Annotated in this window: 13 protein-coding genes; 6 read left to right on the top strand and 7 right to left on the bottom strand. The window is 52.4% G+C overall.

Going from position 1 to position 17,040, the window contains the following annotated elements; translation table 11 throughout:
* Positions 1-54: 54 nt before the first annotated feature.
* The 5 genes from qatD to ACSQ3H_RS13945 form a co-directional block, all read right to left on the bottom strand.
* Positions 55-789 (bottom strand): Qat anti-phage system TatD family nuclease QatD, encoded by a 735-nt coding sequence (gene qatD / locus ACSQ3H_RS13965; RefSeq protein ID WP_436117606.1) that lies wholly within the window; start codon positions 787-789, stop codon positions 55-57.
* Positions 786-2,090, bottom strand: coding sequence for a Qat anti-phage system QueC-like protein QatC (gene qatC / locus ACSQ3H_RS13960; RefSeq protein ID WP_436117605.1), 1,305 nt, complete (start codon positions 2,088-2,090; stop codon positions 786-788). The genes qatD and qatC overlap by 4 nt, the downstream gene beginning before the upstream one ends.
* Positions 2,087-2,803, bottom strand: coding sequence for a hypothetical protein (locus ACSQ3H_RS13955; RefSeq protein WP_436117604.1), 717 nt, complete (start codon positions 2,801-2,803; stop codon positions 2,087-2,089). The genes qatC and ACSQ3H_RS13955 overlap by 4 nt, the downstream gene beginning before the upstream one ends.
* A 54-nt stretch (positions 2,804-2,857) precedes the next feature.
* Positions 2,858-4,630 (bottom strand): KAP family P-loop NTPase fold protein, encoded by a 1,773-nt coding sequence (locus tag ACSQ3H_RS13950; protein WP_436117603.1) that lies wholly within the window; start codon positions 4,628-4,630, stop codon positions 2,858-2,860.
* A 512-nt stretch (positions 4,631-5,142) separates the two neighbouring features.
* Positions 5,143-5,649 carry a hypothetical protein gene (locus ACSQ3H_RS13945; protein ID WP_436117602.1) on the bottom strand — a complete coding sequence of 169 codons (507 nt, stop codon included), beginning with the start codon at positions 5,647-5,649 and terminating at the stop codon, positions 5,143-5,145.
* A 320-nt stretch (positions 5,650-5,969) separates the two neighbouring features.
* On the opposite strand from ACSQ3H_RS13945, the gene ACSQ3H_RS13940 reads away from it, so the two are divergent.
* The 6 genes from ACSQ3H_RS13940 to ACSQ3H_RS13915 all read left to right on the top strand — a co-directional run bounded on the left by ACSQ3H_RS13940 (position 5,970) and on the right by ACSQ3H_RS13915 (position 14,756).
* On the top strand, positions 5,970-7,850 hold the full coding sequence (locus ACSQ3H_RS13940; protein WP_436117601.1) for a DUF262 domain-containing protein: 1,881 nt from the start codon (positions 5,970-5,972) through the stop codon (positions 7,848-7,850).
* A gap of 48 nt (positions 7,851-7,898) precedes the next feature.
* A complete protein-coding gene (locus ACSQ3H_RS13935) occupies positions 7,899-8,471 on the top strand; it encodes a hypothetical protein (protein WP_436117600.1) in 573 nt (190 codons plus the stop codon).
* A 363-nt stretch (positions 8,472-8,834) separates the two neighbouring features.
* Positions 8,835-13,622: a DUF3320 domain-containing protein gene (locus tag ACSQ3H_RS13930; RefSeq protein ID WP_436117599.1), complete on the top strand. Its 4,788-nt coding sequence runs from the start codon at positions 8,835-8,837 to the stop codon at positions 13,620-13,622.
* Between the two features lie 4 nt (positions 13,623-13,626).
* Complete coding sequence (locus tag ACSQ3H_RS13925) at positions 13,627-13,851, top strand: hypothetical protein (protein WP_436117598.1); 225 nt, start codon at positions 13,627-13,629, stop codon at positions 13,849-13,851.
* Between the two features lie 296 nt (positions 13,852-14,147).
* Positions 14,148-14,423 (top strand): type II toxin-antitoxin system RelB/DinJ family antitoxin, encoded by a 276-nt coding sequence (locus ACSQ3H_RS13920; RefSeq protein ID WP_436117597.1) that lies wholly within the window; start codon positions 14,148-14,150, stop codon positions 14,421-14,423.
* An 18-nt stretch (positions 14,424-14,441) separates the two neighbouring features.
* Positions 14,442-14,756, top strand: coding sequence for a type II toxin-antitoxin system YafQ family toxin (locus ACSQ3H_RS13915; protein ID WP_436117596.1), 315 nt, complete (start codon positions 14,442-14,444; stop codon positions 14,754-14,756).
* 900 nt (positions 14,757-15,656) lie between these two features.
* Here ACSQ3H_RS13915 and ACSQ3H_RS13910 read toward each other — a convergent pair.
* Together ACSQ3H_RS13910 and ACSQ3H_RS13905 are read right to left on the bottom strand one after the other, a co-directional pair.
* Positions 15,657-16,364, bottom strand: a complete 708-nt coding sequence (locus tag ACSQ3H_RS13910; protein WP_436117595.1) for a hypothetical protein — start codon at positions 16,362-16,364, stop codon at positions 15,657-15,659.
* Between the two features lie 18 nt (positions 16,365-16,382).
* A complete protein-coding gene (locus ACSQ3H_RS13905) occupies positions 16,383-17,030 on the bottom strand; it encodes a hypothetical protein (RefSeq protein ID WP_436117594.1) in 648 nt (215 codons plus the stop codon).
* Positions 17,031-17,040 lie beyond the last annotated feature (10 nt).

Below are 17,040 nucleotides of genomic sequence, written 5' to 3'. Positions count from 1 at the left end.
GGAACGGCCGCATCGTTGGTTCAGTCACAAATCAAGCACCCTTTTTCGCCTAGCTCAAGACAGTGTTGAGCTCAATTCGCGCAGATTGCCATGCAGTATTTGAGCAACTACGTCAGACGGCTCATTCCACATTTCTGCAAGCCCCTCAACTGCGCGCCAAACATCTCCGGGCTGAAGGGGCCGGCTGCCTTCAAGGGCAAAGGGCCCGTCGGTCTCCGTCAGGATACGGTTTCGCGGTATCGATTTCACGATTGCGCGCCCGCTGGCTGATTTGAACATCGCCGGGCCGCAACTGAACCAGCAACCTTGGTTGACTGCTCTTTTGAGCTGAGCTGGAGATCCGCTGAACCAGTGCAGAACGGGTGTACCCGCGGTACCGTGGGCTGCGAGGGAATCGAGCACTTCATCTGCCGCTCTTCGGCTATGGATCGACAGAATCTTCCCGCCAGATTTTTCCGCAATACTGAGGATTGTGTTGAAAACGCGTAATTGCCCTTCCTGGGTTGCTTTATACTGTGGCGATCCGTCCAGACCGATCTCTCCGAAATACCGAGTATCGCGTGCAAACGCTTCAAACAGCTGGAGCTCGGCGATCCGCTCTGCAGCAACTTCCGGATGCAATCCCAACGCGGTCCTGATCCTTGGTTTACCTGCCGCCAGATTTGAGGTCTTCTTCCACGCTTTTGGAGTGGTCGTGACCGAAAGGACATACACACCTGCGCGGTCCGCATCCTCGGCAGCAAGAACTGGGTCACGGTAGAGGTCGAGATGGCAGTGAAAGTCGATCAAACTGGAAGTCCGCTGTCTTGGAGAAAGTGACTGACTTCAGTTAAACCACGTTTGTGTACATCGACAAGCGCTCGTCGTCTATCCGCTGGCAAGGGTCCGGATCGTGCAACCCATCGGTCCAGATTCTCAATTTTTAGTCGTCGTACGGCCGTTGCCATAGCAATAAGATCATCGCGGTCATCCTCGTCGGACATTACTTTTGACAAATCGTTGTGCCTGTAGTCTGTGTCGTCATCAACGCCGCCCGCGTAAAGCGACGCCCGGCGTATAAGACACGGAACGCAGCAGCCGCACTGTTTCCCGGTGCGTTTCCACTTGCCGCACGATACAGTGTCGGCGGCAATTCGTTCGAAATCAGGATAGTCGGCTTTCGAGGCAACCATTTCTCCCTTGGTCCACATTTCGTATGGATTTGTGATAGCGACGGAGAAGCCGGCACGCTCCAGGATCGAACCTATCAGCTGCAAGAAATATGGGTGTGTCGTGCGGGTGCTGAGTGCACCGATACGACGAGGCGTGAGCGGAGCATTCAATGCAATCAGGCCATTCTCCGGCACCAGTATTTCAGTGATCCTGCCCCCGCGGAAAGAGGAATGTATTTGACCTGCAAGGACGGCCAACGCGATAAAATTGAAGCTTCGCGTCCGCATCGTAATATCGGTGCTACCATCCCAAGTGGGATAAAAATTGACGGACATCCGTTCTACCGCGGTGGGCAAGATGCTGGCAATTGACTGCTGAACCTGCGCGTCTCTTGTGTAAGCGTGCGAAACCAACAGGGGCTTTCCGCCATCCCCGAGGAGATTAAGCGTGGAAATCGTGCTATCGAGCCCTCCTGAAAAAAGCGAAACAATGCCAACCTTAGAGACGTCCACCCATTTGTGACGTGTGCTGATCGCACTGCGTGTAGGAGGCCGCTCCCCACCGGGCAGGAACTGGAACTTCCAAATGTCGCCGCTCAGGAAGCCGAGCGCGCGTTCGAGATCGCCCGATAGACCCGACCAGATGCCGGGAGAATGAAGCGGGAGCACGATCGAGATGTCCCGGCTCCAGCCATTGTCGGAATTCTCGCGCAGGATGAAAGTGTCTGCCGCTGTCACAGCCAAAGCGATCGATAAGAAATCGACGGCGGCCACAGAGGGCTGCAGTCCAAATCTCATCAAGATATCCCTCACCTGGCCGCCTATGGCCGCAGTTCCGGAATGGACAGGCGCACCGCCGTACAACAGCACATGGAGTTCTCCCGGAGTTGGCGATGAGGGCACGTCTTCCGGACGAAGGTGAAACATCACGGACGTCATTCATAGCGCTCCCACTCGCTCCAGATATCATCGATAGCTCTTCGTTCTAATTGTTCGATCTGTGCACGGGACAGATTGCCGATGCCCTCAGCAAGCGATGGCGATAGGTGTCTGTCCACGGACGCCCGGATAATATCCATAAGCTCATTTTCCGCCTCCACGGTCCTAAAAGGATCATCCGATTTGTTCCACGCTTCACCCGCATCAGCCGTCACTTCCTGGAACAGCACACGGCTGAAGAATTCCACCAGAAGTGATATAAGGTCGTCAGGTTGCAGAACCGTGGGATCGAACGTCGCGACGTCAGGCAGCACCTCAGCCAATGCTTCCTGCATCGCGATCCTGATCAGATCCTGATCCGCGTTTGGCGGCGCAAGGGCTTGAGCGATGGCATCGATCGCTTCGCCCACCGGTTGTCCCACTAATCCCGAAAGATCAATACCTGTGGAGTTTTCACCTGTTCCACCTGCCTGCAACTCATTAAGCAGACCGATGAGAGCGCCTCCGGCACTATAGGCAGGACCGAAGCGGCGAGGACCAAATGAAGCGCCTCCTGTCGAATCCCTTGCATACTTACCCAGTGCCGACACAAAGGATCCGGCACCGGCACCCGCCACGGCGCGGCCAAACTCGGTTCGGAATCCCCGAAACCGTTGCCCTTCCGGTTCTGGCAGCGGCTGTTCCGGATTCGCGTCAGCGTGGGCTGGAACCAAAGGACTCTGGCTCCTTCTACCTTTGCCTGATGCTGATGTACCCATTGATCCCCCTTATTCTGACCACCATTTTGCTCCCTTGAGCATTGTTCGCATCCAGCCCGGGTAGGAAGGCAGCTGAAGTGACCTTATAAATCTCGCTAAAAGAGTCGCAGCCTCCACCGATCGATCTGCAGTCATAAGCGCCCCACGGAAGTCGGCCCGTGCGCGGTTCCAGTCGGAATTCTTGCGCATCTCAGCAATAATCAGTTCCATGGCCAAGGGAAACTCCTCGGTGCTAAGAGTATCAAGCGCGCTCTTTCCTGCTGGAGAAGAAATCGTTGTGACCTTGGCAAGCGTCTCGGCCGCACGCTGTGCATTTGGAGATATTGTCGCCGAAGAAATTCGCAGGGGCACGGTCTCTCTGGACAAATACACAGCCGGTCTAAGATCCATCCCGCCTAGAGACGGTGCAAGCTGCGACCACTCTTTGACAAATGGGAGGAATGAGAGCCATGGCTTTGGCAATTGAGATTCCCAATCATTGTCTTCCGCCTTCTCAAGCAACAACAGAATTTCGGGCCTGCCGTCGGAGGCGGCGTTGATGGCATTGTGAAGTGCCTCGCTCGAGGCTGCATCGGTGCATCTTTCAAAAAGCGCTAATTTGGTTATGACGGCTTCATCCAGGGGCATCGACCTTTTCCGGGCGACCGAAGCCCGCATGCGAACGACGTTCAACATGCGTTTTACGGTTCTAGGATTGCCGAGCACACCAGGTGAATGGGCAAGCACGGGAGCCATCCGGTCCGCCATTTCCAGTGACTGCGCCAACTCATCGGTTGCTGAACCTCCAATAGTTTTTAGAACATCCTTGACGGTGAAGGTACCGTTCTTGCTCCATGATTGTCGCAGGCGCTCAATGAGATAGGAACGGACCTTCTCTTGGATATCCTGTGGCAAGCCACTCTGTTCCGTCATTAGCAGGAACAGATAAGCGCGGACCTCCTGCACGCCTACCCTCGGAATTCTGACCGGCAACTGAATCAGCTTATCTAGGTAGTCAGCTACGTGACGTTCCGATGGATTACTGAAATGTTGAGCCACTGCGTGGCGGATCATATCTTCATCGGCAGCGACAACAAATGCGGTCTTGGGCATAAACAAAAATAGCCGGACCGCCTCGAGAGTCTGAATTGCGTTGTTGGGAAGGCAGCGGTCGAGGTTGTCGATGAACACCACGAGAGTCCGTTCGAATTCCGCCAGGATGTGCCCGAATTCTGAACGGAAGGAGTCTATCTCTTCGGGTGGTGAGCTACGTTCGTCCGGTTTAAGAAGTCCGGAGACGCGGGATTGCGCGTCAGCGGCCGCACCTTTGACAGCATCGATATCTGTGCTCTCCGGTTTTGCTCCGAAGGCTGCACCAAGAGCCTCGAATCCTTTGGTGATCGCTCCAAAGGCGGGTACTCCCATGGCCAACGCACCACCCTCAACGAGCAGACCCAGTGCCCTAAGCTTGTTCACGCGGCCGACCAATTTGAGGGCCTTGTCTTTCAGAGTATTAGGCACCTCTTTAACCAGCGCCGCCGATATGACGCTCATAAGCGCTGCCCGCGCATCATCGAAATCCTGGTAAAGCCACGCGTCGAATTTAACGATAAGGTATTTGTCGCGGTCTTTATTCAGTTCAGTCTCGACTAAGCGCAGCGTGGAAGACTTTCCCATACCCCAGCCACCAAATACCCCCAGTGACAAAGGCAGAAGATTTGGATCGGCAATTAACTCCGCGATCAGCTCGGCTACTTCTGAATAGTTCAGAAAGTCGATGTCAGTTTCGGCATCTGCCCACATGCTGATTTCCCTGCACTGTTGCCATATCGTTATAGTTCGCTCTCGCGACTTGCAATGTTTGGCACGACTCGACTGCCGTGTTGTCCACCGTAGCGGCTGATGGTCCTACGATTGCCTTCTGTCCGGCGCATCCTCGAGCCTCCAACTGAACCAGCTCAGAGCCTCGCGTTGGTCCATGAAGTTTCCGGCTTCGTATGGGTCCCGCCGACCTCGAATGGTAGCCTGGGCCAAGCATGGTAGGCGAGGCGTGCAGCGGAGGTAGCCCGCCAAATATCGTGACCTTGCGTGTGTAAGATTCGATGATGAAATTTCCCAGAGAACTCAATTCGTTGTTGTCGCCGGTAGAAAACACCTCACAATCAATTATTAAACTGGAGACTTAAAATGAACTCGATTGATACGACAAATTCGGCGCAACTTACCGAAGGCCCCTTCTTTGTAGAAGGATCAGACTTCACGGGCCCTCAGTTCTCGGCATTTTTGGAAAGAATATTCGCGGCAGCTGAATGTGCTCAAGAGCAAGGGCAAACATACCCTCTCAAAGCCATTTCGGGTAGCGACCAGGTGCGATAGGATTTATAGCGAAAACCAAAGTCCCGCGGTATGTACAAGTCACCCTCTGCCACGAAAACGACGCATGGCTTGTTTCTGGTGTCAGACCATTGCGCGTACGCCGTGTACATTAGCGTTAGATCAATTACCGATTGTTCAAATGTAAGCCATGAATGGTACTGCTTCTTCAGATTTCTGTTGAAGTCCAGAGGTGGGAGTCGTGCTGCAATGCTCCTCGCCTCATCTTCATTGAATTGAGGGCGTCCGTCGAGCAGAACGTTTCCTATTTCAATTTTAATCCTGGAATTCCGGTAAACCGGCAAAGTCCGATGGATAAGCATTTCCGTCTTCTCGGCAAATGCTAACGAGGTAGTGAAGCACTGACCCGCGATCTGGCCACGCTTTTCGTACTCATCCATCATCAATTGAACATACCCGCCAAAGTCACAAACTTCATCTAATGTCATGGAGACCGCCAGAAAGAGAAAACGAATCTGTGGATAATTTTTCTATTTTAACGTTCTATTGAAATCAGTTCAAAAATTAGAGTCGGCACCGGCCATGAGGTATTTTCTCACCCGGTGAAAAGGTAAAGGTCCTTCTAGGAATAGTAAAATGCCCAAAACTCGCCCATTTTCGCCGTGAGTCAGTAAGGAATTTGGAGCGCCCCAAGAATCATGTACTCGTTGTAACAATAATAGAAAGTTAGGGCCCTATCTAGGACATGCTTCTCATAGTGGCCAGATAGTACTGCAGCAGCCATATTGGTAATTGATTCGAGGATGACATGGACGCCAAGCCGCTTCCTATCGGTAAAATTATGAGCGAACGGCAACGCTTCATTGTACCGATATATCAACGCACATATACGTGGACAATTCGAGAACAGCTCGATCCATTTTTCTTCCAAATGCGCGACAAAGCAGTTGAATTTCTCACCACAGGCAAGGTGGCGTTCTCACATTACATGGGAGCCTTGCTTCTAATACCCGAGGGATCCCCGGTATTTGGCAAGATCCAAGTCTTCAATGTTGTGGACGGCCAGCAGAGACTTAGCACATTTCACCTTTGTTTTGCGGCGCTCCGCGATATCGCGAGAGATTACAACTTTCCGGATATTGCCAAGAATATTTCAGATCTGATTTTACACAGTGCCGAAGTCCCTATGGAAGCACCGGAGATCGAGCGGTATAAACTTGAGCCGACAGCTTATGACAGAGAATTATTCCGCGATATCATCGATCTTAGCTGGCAAGATCTCATGGCAAAATATCCGGACCATTTTTACCGCAACGGAAATCTCAAGAATACGACCCCGAAACCGTTGGCCGCATTTTGGCATTTCTGGAAACTTGCTGAAGAATTCATGATCTCCGTCGACAATGATGACGACGTCGAGGTCACTGACGAATATAAACGTCGCCGACTGTTGGCGCTATCCACAGTCCTATTCGAGCACTTCCGCTTAATCGTTATCACGCTCGACAAAGACGATGACGCACAAGTTATTTTTCAAACGCTAAACAGCGGTGGAAAGCCGCTAGCGGCGATGGATTTGGTAAGAAATGATCTGTTCCACCGTGCAATCAAGCGTGGAGAAAACCAAGACCATCTGATGAAGAAGCATTGGATCACTTTTGAGCAAGAGTTTTGGAAGCAAGAGCAAACGCAAGGCCGGATTAAAAAACCGCGTATCGACTTTTTCCTAAGCCACGTATTGGCTGCCGAACAGGGCACGATCATATCACTCGGCGAATTATATTCAGAATACAAGAGTTTTGTCGCCCGAAGTGCATTTGAAAATACTACTGCTGAGATGGAAACTCTCACAAAATATGTGCCAACATATAAAGCACTGATCGAACCGCCCGCTGTTGGTCCCTTGGCAAGACTCGCCAGACGTTTAAACACGTTCGATGTCTCGACCGCCTATCCACTGATTTTTGTGATCGGCAGTTCAAATGCGGACGATGCACAAAAGGAGCGCCTATACGATCTGGTTGCGAGCTATGTCATTCGGCGCGCGCTTTGCAGTCTCAATCCCAAGAACTACAACAAAGTCTTTGTTGATGTCGCAGCGTATCTGCGCACCAACGGAGTTGGCGTGGCCCAACTCGCTGCGGCATTTGGTCAGAAAACCGGGGATACAGGGCGTTTCCCGACGGATGAGGAGCTGGCAACAGCCATAAAGATCAACCCGCAGTATACGAATCTACCCCAAAATAGATTGCGGCTTATCCTTGAGGAAATTGAATTCGCCTCACGAGACAAATTCAACGTGGATGGTACCTTACAGAGCGGACTTTCCATCGAACACGTCTTACCGCAAGGTTGGGAGCGGGAGTGGCCGTTGGAAGATGGTCGACTTGTCGGTTCTGTGACATCAGTTCCGTTTGACGAAATGACACGAACGTTAATCGAGAACCGCAAGACGTTCGTCCATCGCCTGGGCAATCTTACGCTTCTAACCCCTCCCGCGAATTCATCGGCCAACAACGCGGCATTCGCGACCAAACGAGTGCGATTATCTGACTCTTTGCTCAAGATGAACGTTTCGATTGCAGATGAAAGTTATTGGACAGAAACCTCGATCGATCGCCGGGCGGAACGCTTGATTCCGTTAGCACTTAAACTATGGCCATCAGTAATCCTGCCACAACTCTCCTAGCAGCATTGTTGCTATTCGTTTTTTTAGCGCCGGCACAAGGAAAGATCGATGGAACCTCTCCACATCCTCGATCAGGGCGAATGGTTCGGATATTCCTGCGAAGCGCGCGCTGCCTGGATTTTTGCTTCTCGTCTGTTGGCTGTATCGGCGGGTGTCTATGGCTTTGTCCTTATGCGCCGTTTCAAGCTCTGGGGCGAAATTCGGTTCAGAGGTCTCGGTGCACCCCCGATGATCGATCAACGATTCCTTCCTTATGCCATGTGGGCAGTGGCCATCTCCGTCGTCTGTTACTCCATGTATGAGGCGCCAGCCTTCAGTCGGGAGGTTCTCTACGTGAAGGGATCGAAGTTAACTGAAACGGGTTGCCGCGGCCTTCAGCCGTATGAAGAGGAGTTCGCTCTCAACGGTATGACGGTGGTGTTCCAGAATTTTCATCAAAAAGGACGCGACGGAAGTAAGATGGTCGTTAGCACCCCCGGCCATCGAAACATTGCGATCAATCTGGACTCGAAATTTTATCCCAACCTGGTCGAGTTCGCTCCCAGCATCATGTCTGAGTACGTTCGGCGCTTAAGGAAGGATGGCGAGCCTGTGCCGCCAGAACTCAAAACTCTCGACTAACTCCGAGAGTTCACGCAAATCCTCTTTCGAATGCGGCGTGCACAGGGTTCAAGACAAAAGAGCATCGCAAGGAGCGCATCGCCGTAAAAAAAGCGCTGGCCACCGACGGTGACATGCCTGCCCGCCAGGAATATGGAAACGGATGGCTCGGTCCGGAGGACGGCAAGGTCGGGTTTGATCCAGATGAAGACCCAAAGGCAATGCGTAAATAGCGTTCGAGTTATTGGCATACAGCGGTTGCGCCACACGTTATCCACCGCCCCTAAGTGACGGCCCCGTTCTCCGATCGCCAATCGCACATTGGCACATTGCCAAACGGATGGAGGTCGCTATTGTCTGCCCGTAAAATGGGGAAACAATAAAATGGACGCACAAGACCGGGCTCAGGCAACGGTCGCGATCAAGGAACAGTTGCTGGCTGATCGCCGCAGTCTTCTCGATCTCGGTACAAGAAATCGTCTCATCAATATCCCGCTCCGATCCAAGAACATCAGGACGATCGAAATCGTCGACGAAAAGTCGTCGGAGATTTACCGCTTGCTGGTTGAGGGCAAGGCCCTCACCTTTCTGCCAGGTCGGCACCTGACCGAAGATGAGAAGGCCCTCATCGCAGAAGATGACCGCGAAACGGGTGGCATACCACAGCCTGACGAAGGCGACATGGATGAAAAGGGTATCGCACGCCGGCATACGGATACTCGCCTTCAGACCCGCCTCACCTCCGAGGGCCTTCAGAAGCGCTTGTTCGATGTGTGGTATGACGCACGGACGTTGGAGGAGGAACAGGGTGTAAATATCCTGTACTTGGCAGTCGGGTTGTTGCGTTGGTACGAGGACGATAAATCCGAAATCGAACGCCACGCACCGCTCGTCCTTCTTCCGGTACGCCTTGACCGCACAAGTGCAGCCGACAGATTCTCGTTGCGCTCTCGTGGCGAGCCGGCCTCATCAAATTTATCGCTTCAAGCGAAGATGAACGCCGAGTTCGGCATAAAAATCCCCGAGCTCGGTGATGACGACGACGTCGACGTTGCCGCCTATATTGCAAGCGTAGCCGAAACAGTCTCCCGAAAAGAGCGATGGTCAGTTCTGCCAGACGCGATGATCCTGGGCTTTTTCTCGTTCGCCAAATTCTTGATGTATCGCGACTTGGACCCGGATAACTGGCCGGCAGGGAAATCTCTGGATACCCACCCCGCAATCGCCGGGCTCCTCGGCGAGGGTTTTCCGGGACAAGAACCCATCGTTCCAGAATATGGCCGTATCGATCCGTTCATTCCGCCGGAGAAGACGAACCATGTCGTCGATGCGGACTCATCGCAAACCATCGTCATCGAGGAAGTTACCCAGGGCGGGCATTTGGTTGTGAAGGGCCCTCCGGGAACCGGCAAAAGCCAGACCATCACGAATATCATTGCTGCTGCCGCAGCCGAAGGCCGCAAGGTGCTTTTTGTTGCCGAAAAAATGGCCGCCCTCGACGTTGTTCACCGGCGGCTGAGAGGCGCTGGGCTTGGTGCGCTCACTCTCGAGTTGCACTCTAGCAAGGTCAACAAGCGTGGGGTCCTTGAGGAATTGCGCAAGACCAAGGAATTGGCAACTCGGACGTTACGCAATGATATAAGTGTCGTGTCGAAGCTGAAAGATGCGCAGCAGGGATTGAATCTGCATGCTGACGCGATGCACAGCGTTCACGAACCTAGCGGGATCACTCCCTATCAACTTATCGGACAGTTGGTCCGCGTTGCTGATGGATTTGGAATTCCGGACTATTCCTTGGCGGAGCCGGCGATCTGGACCCCTGCCGATTTCCAAGCCCGAACAGCGGTCTGCGAGGAGTTGACTGACCGTTTCAGTACCATCGGCAATCCCGTCGATCATCCTTGGTATGGCACTCGACGCGAGGCACTTGATCCCAGCGAACTAGAGAACCTTCGTAGAAGTCTGGGTCAAATTAAGGTCGACTTGGAAGCGAGCGTCGACCTTGGACGCGATGCGTCTGCACGTCTAGAATTCAACGAAGCTAAGATTTTTTCCGACTTGGCCCGACTTCTCCTGCTTTTGCGAGCGATATCGAGCATACCGGAGGGTGATCGCATAGGTCTCGCCGATGCAGTTTGGCAAAGACCGGAGAGGATATCTCACATCCTTGAAATTGGTCAAAAGCTACGGGCGTTGCGCACAAAAGTTGATGAGTCATTTTCAGAGACTGTTTGGAGCAGCTCCTTGAATGAATGCAGGACGGCTGTTGCTGCAAAGGGCCGTTCAATCTTCCGCGTATTCAACGGTCAGTATCGCTCGCAGTTGGCGTTGCTGAAATCTTACCTCAAGATTCCATTGCCGAAAGACCAAGCGGCCCGATTGGCGCTGATAGATACCGTACTTCTTGCACAAGATGCACGACGGGAGTTGGACGACCAAAAAACCCTTGGTGCCTCGGCATTCGGATCGGAATGGGCAGATGAGAAATCCAACTGGGAAAAGCTACGGACATTTTTCGATTGGTACACGGCACACGATGCAGTCCTGACTGCCGAAAACAGGGCTCGAATTGCCCGCGCGCTGGATTTGCCACGGCTGGGCGAGATTGAAACTGAGCTTTCCAAAATTCTCGGGGGCTTCGTCCGTGGTTGGAACGAACTCCAAACTTTTCTCGATCTCGATATGCGCCGCACGTTTGGAGTGGAAAACCTTCAAACCGTACATTTGGAGCAATTGCTGTCAAAACTCCATCTTTGGAGCGAAAATATTGAGGGCGTTACCAAATGGGCATCGTTCTATGATCGGTGCAGGTTTGCGTCTCAGCTCGGACTGAGTTCCTTGGTGGATGGTATCTTGGATGGAAGGCTCGACGCCGAGACCCTGGTCCCGACCTTCGAGAAATCTTACTACGAAGCCCTGCGTACCGACTTCTTTTCTCGTGAGCCCGAACTCAAGCGTTTCGACGGGGAACTGCATTCGCGGCTGGTAGATACTTTCCGCAACCTCGAAAGGGCCAGAGTTTCCCTCGCTCGCGACCAGATTGCCACCCGCCACACGCTGGAAATGCCGCGGAGCAACGGCGGCATTGGTCCGCTTGGCGTATTGAACGGCGAGCTGGCAAAGAAGCGCAATCATCTGCCCATACGGCAGCTTCTCGATCGGGCCGGTGCAGCAATTCAGCAGATCAAGCCGATTTTCATGATGAGCCCGTTATCGGTCGCACAGTTTCTCAAGCCTGGATCGATGTCCTTCGATCTTTTGGTCGTCGACGAAGCGTCGCAGATCGAACCAGTCGATGCTCTGGGTGCGGTGGCGCGATGCAAACAAATCGTCGTCGTGGGCGACGAACGACAACTGCCCCCCACTCGCTTCTTCGCGAAACTGACGTCGGATACCGAAGAACGCGATGAGGACGACGAGATAACGTTCCACGCGGGAGATGCTGAATCCATTCTCGATCTGTGCCTCGCCAAAGGAATGTCGTTCCGGATGTTGAATTGGCATTATCGTAGCCGCCATCAGTCGTTGATTGCTGTTTCCAATCGGGAATTCTACGAGAACCGCCTCTTCATCGTTCCTAGTCCCTATGATGCCATCGCGGGAATGGGTTTGAAACTGAACTATCTTCCGCACGCACAATATGATCGCGGCAATACGCGAACCAATCCGATCGAGGCTCGCAGCGTGGCCGAAGCGGTTATCGGGCACGCACTGGAGAAACCTGAGCAGTCTCTGGGAGTCGCGACGTTCTCCGTCGCCCAACGACAAGCGATTTTGAAGGAACTGGAACTTCTCAGAAGGCAACATCCGGAAACCGAAGACTTCTTCAACCGGAGTTCCACCGAACCATTCTTCGTGAAAAACATAGAGAACATCCAAGGCGATGAGCGCGACGTGATCTTTATTTCCGTAGGATACGGGAAAACGAACACCGGATACATCGCAATGAATTTCGGGCCCCTGAACTCTGAAGGTGGCGAACGCCGCTTGAACGTTCTGATCTCCCGCGCGAAGCTGCGCTGTGAAGTTTTCTCTTCAATCACCGGAGACGATATTGATCTCGAACGTGTTCGCAGTCGCGGGGTGGCAGCGTTCAAGTTGTTCCTGACTTTTGCCCAGACCGGAAAATTCGGTATCGCCGAGGAAAGTGGGAACGAGCCGGACTCAGTATTCGAAGAACAGGTTGCGGAGAAGCTGCGAGCACTGGGTCACGACGTAAAAAATCAAATTGGTTCCGCCGGATTCTATGTCGATCTCGCCGTTTCAGATCCTGAGAAGCCCGGTAGATTTGTCTTGGGCATCGAGTGCGATGGGGCTCAATATCATTCGTCCCGATCCGCAAGGGACCGTGATCGCCTAAGGCAGAGCGTTCTTGAAAGCCACGGTTGGATACTCCACCGCGTTTGGTCTACCGACTGGTATTTAAGACCTAACGAAGAACTCGCGAAGCTCACAGCGGCAATTGAGGCGGCGAAGTCTGAATGGCGTAATCGAGACGATGATTTAAAAAAACCGAAACAGGCCGTACCGTTGCACTTCTCAACCCACACCGAAGCAGACGTCGACGTCGTCACGGCACATGTGAGGGCAGAGAGCCGTGCCATTGCGGTTCCCTACGACGAGGCATCCTTAGCTGTCAGGCTTGATCGCGAACCTCATGAAGTGCCGCTTGCAGAGATGATGCGGTATGTCACCCAAGTTGTCAGCGTCGAAGGTCCGGTACACGAAAGCGAAATCATCGTTCGGGTGAGATCCGCTTGGGGACTCGCACGATCTGGCAATCGGATTCGCGATGCCGTGACAGCCGCAATCCGGGCAGCAAAATCCCAAGGTCTAATTGTTGAGGCAAATGGCTTTTTCGCGATCTTGGACCAGGCTGTTCGAGTTAGGAATCGATCAGCGGTGGTGTCCCCCTCACTCCGTAAACTCGAAACGTTACCCCCATCTGAGATTGAGACAGCGGCGATCGCGGTCGTTGAAGAGAACTTCGGAGCCAGCCGGGACCAATTGATCACGGCCATTTCCCGACTTTTGGGTTTTGCCTCAACGAGCACGCAACTTCGATCCATCATAGAGCCTTGTATCAACGCTGCCGTCGCGGCAGGAACAATTTCCGAAGACAATGGAATGCTCTCAAGATCAAAATTATCGGCGATGTCGCCCGTGGAGTGAAACGATGGATTTCAATGCTTTTGAAAATTCTTTAACCGAAGTGGAGATGGCGTTGTTCATCGGAGTTACGATGGCCATGTACTCCGCCATAGAAGCCGGTGGCAACCAAGTCTCTTTGCTGGAAAGAATTTCGACGCACGAGAAAAACTTCCAGGTTCGAGGCCAAGAGAAAGCGTCATCTACGATGACGGCACTTAAGATGATGGTGCAGAGCACCCTCCCCAAATAGGTATGACAAAAATATTGCGGGTCCTTCCGCCCAATAGTTGCGGAATTATGTAGCAAAAACCACCAAACCTGGATTAACTATCTGAAATTTAAAATGATTTCTTTTTAGCTACGGCGTTAGGTAAGAAACATGCCACTAAGCATAGTAAATGCCGTAAATCTTACGGTCATAACGGACCATGGCAGCTACAGGCCTTGACTGTATCGCATTTGAGATACATATAGAGCCAACAACGAGATAACCAGATCGCTGTGGGTGAGCCGTCCAGCGTGTTACTCGTGGCAAGGAGGCTTAATATGGCTGCCAAGACCAAAATGATTCACGTTCGGGTTGATGATGACATTCGTGACGAGGCGTCCTCGGTTCTTGAATCGTTCGGTCTTTCTGTTTCAGACGCCATTCGAATGTTTCTTCATCGTGTCGTCGCGAGCCAGAGCTTTCCTCTTGAACTCAAGGTCCCCAACGAAACAACCCGTGCCGCCCTTGCTGAGGCTCGTGAGATCAGGAAGGCCCGTAAGGCTCGCTTTGCGACACCCGATGAGCTTTTCGCTGATCTCAAGGGCAAACGGTAAGTTCTGCGGGAAAACAGTTTGAAAAAGCCGAGCGCCGCAAGACGAGCCTCTCTTCCAAGAGCATCTGAATATACCAAGGAATTTCGAAAAGACTGGGACCGATACAACAAGGCCGGGAAAATGGATATGAATCGCGCCATCGAATTGATGGCGCTGATCATTCTGAAAAAGCCGTTGGGAGCAGAATGGGCCGATCACGAGCTTTCCGGGAACGAGTGGAAAGGGGCAAGGGAAGCACATATCGGTGGTGATTTTCTCCTGGTCTATGATGCCGATGACGACTTCGTCGAATTCGTCAGGCTCGGCACGCATTCAGAGTTATTCGGACGATGAAGAATGGGGACAGACGTAAGACAGCCTCCATTGGTGGTTCTTGCTACCTAATTCCGGATTTTTGGCCCAATTACGACGGCCTGGTGTTGCTCATTTCCGCCTACGCGCAGCTTGGGCAATGCCTGGGCCGAGGGCCTGCAGAACGACTCTGCTAACGGTGTCTTTTTCGGTGCAAGCAATTTTTATGGCTACGTCATTCGACGGCCATAGGACAGCCATAGGACAGCCATAAGCGCCGCAAACTGGCGGCGGCATGGCTGCCTCCTCATTGATCCGTCCCATGGCCTCGTCCATGGCACAAATGAATCAACCTCGTGAAACAGCATTTGTTCCAGTGGTCGCAAAATACCGGATTAGGTCCCAGGAGAGTGACCAGCGGCCGGCGCTCTCGCAGAGTGGGGCTGCTTAACCCGCTCACTTCACAGGAACTCCGTCATGGAAAATGTAACTTGCCATGGGAAATTCCGAACATTTGGCTTTGATGGCTGGCCCCACAAGATGCAAAGTTTAATGCAGTGGAATAGTAGCCACCATTGCCGTGCATAACGTTTTTAGTTAATCGAACGCGAACCGTGGCGTTCGTATATCGAGCGCTGTACCCGTAAGTTCGGCGCTTACGCCCGTCACGGTGACCAAGTAGCCGCCACGACGAAGCCCCCTTGCTGTCGTCGATCGAAGTAGTTTGCGTATGAGCACCACGTTCGAGGAATCAATCTGGGGGAAACCGTCTGCTTCCGTCAGGGCGAGACAACCTGCCAGAATATTGCGGCTGGCAAGTGGTGCGATCGCCAGACCGATACGGCTGCGTAGGTTACCAAGGCAGGTGTGTCTTTCCTCCAGTGCCGCCCGCGCCTCGGCACAAACAAGAATCTAAACGCACTGTTCCTTGTCAATCACCCTCTAGATGAGATTGGCGAGTTGACAGATGCGTCGATATTTAGAAATCGGAGATTTGGTATAACCATCTTGGCACAGGAGCTCCCCTGCTCGCTTCGCCAAAGTTGTACTCTCAGGTGCCCAGGGACATACCTCAATTTCAATCTCGTTATAGTTTACAGCTTGCCTCTCGCCTACAAAGCCGTGAACGCGATCAAAAACCAACACCGTATCATGCAGGAAGTAGTCCCCTTTTTTGCAGCGCTCATCGGTGGTAATCCAGTAGTATGTTCTACGGGTCCTGCTGCTTACAGTCGACTTAAGGCTTTGGAGCATGTCTTGGAAATTTTCTCTGTGCTCAAATGTTGCCCTAATCTGCGATAGACCAGGAGCGTTCCAAAAAATTGGATCGCGAAGCACTTCGTCCTCAATTGGCTGATCTGAGCGAAGTGTAAATTCCCTGTAGAGGTCAGCTCCGGAGGACAGCGGCAACTTAAACTCGATGTAAGATGTGGGCGCGCAAGGCTCGAACAAGCAAGTGATGTTTTTATGAGCAAATGGCTTCCTAAACCCGTCCCAATAATGGCGTTCCTGTAGGCTGTGATCGTCTTCGACGAGATCAATGCCATTTTGCGCAAAGAGGGACACGATTTGGCTCTCCGTTAAGCCCCCCTCGTCCGACGGAATAAGTTTGACTTCTCTTTCAAGAAGCTCGCTCAAACGTAACTTCATTTTCGTTTCCTCACGTATTTATTGGGCCGTAGCTGACTTCCAACAGGCGTCGAAGGTTGTCGACGCCTCGTGGTTTGGTGCGAACGAGACATCAAGATGAACATGCTTTAGCTCTGGCAGGACCGTTTTCGTAACTTCTTGCATTGCAACGTGCTGCTCTTCTGTCCAACTAACAAACGAAAGCAACCGTTGCGTCGTTGGACTTATGTTTCCGTTTGCAAGAGTCAACCGAATCTCAACCGCTGGATCGAAGCCTGACTTTGTTGGTGCAAGGAAACCACCTAATCCTGCGATAAATGTTGCCCCGCGATAAAAGCCCGTTACATGCATCTCTTCGAGCGCCGCAAGTCGGAAAGGTGTTTCGCCTAGTGATAGGCCAAATGAAAGGTTCTTTTTGAAGAGCTGACCTTCGGTATTTTCATACAATTCGATGAGGCCATAGTTCTTTTCAACTTGTTTGACAGCTCGGCGGTGTCGCACTGTACTGTCGACAGTTCCAACAATATGAAAGAAGCGTTCATAGTATACTGTACGATTAAAAATTAGCCGATTACTACCAAGGCATGGAGCACCAGAGGGAGGGAAAAAATGCTGTTCAAGCCAATCTTCTTCATAGGAGGAGACGTCAAAAGTGTACACAAATTCGGTCGAAACACTGCTATGCATATCTTTGCCC

It is taken from the genome of Phyllobacterium sp. LjRoot231 (assembly GCF_964253365.1).
GTDB lineage: Bacteria > Pseudomonadota > Alphaproteobacteria > Rhizobiales > Rhizobiaceae > Phyllobacterium.
The sequence above is the reverse complement of the archived record's forward strand: the minus strand, read 5'-3'. Positions and strand labels throughout refer to the sequence as shown.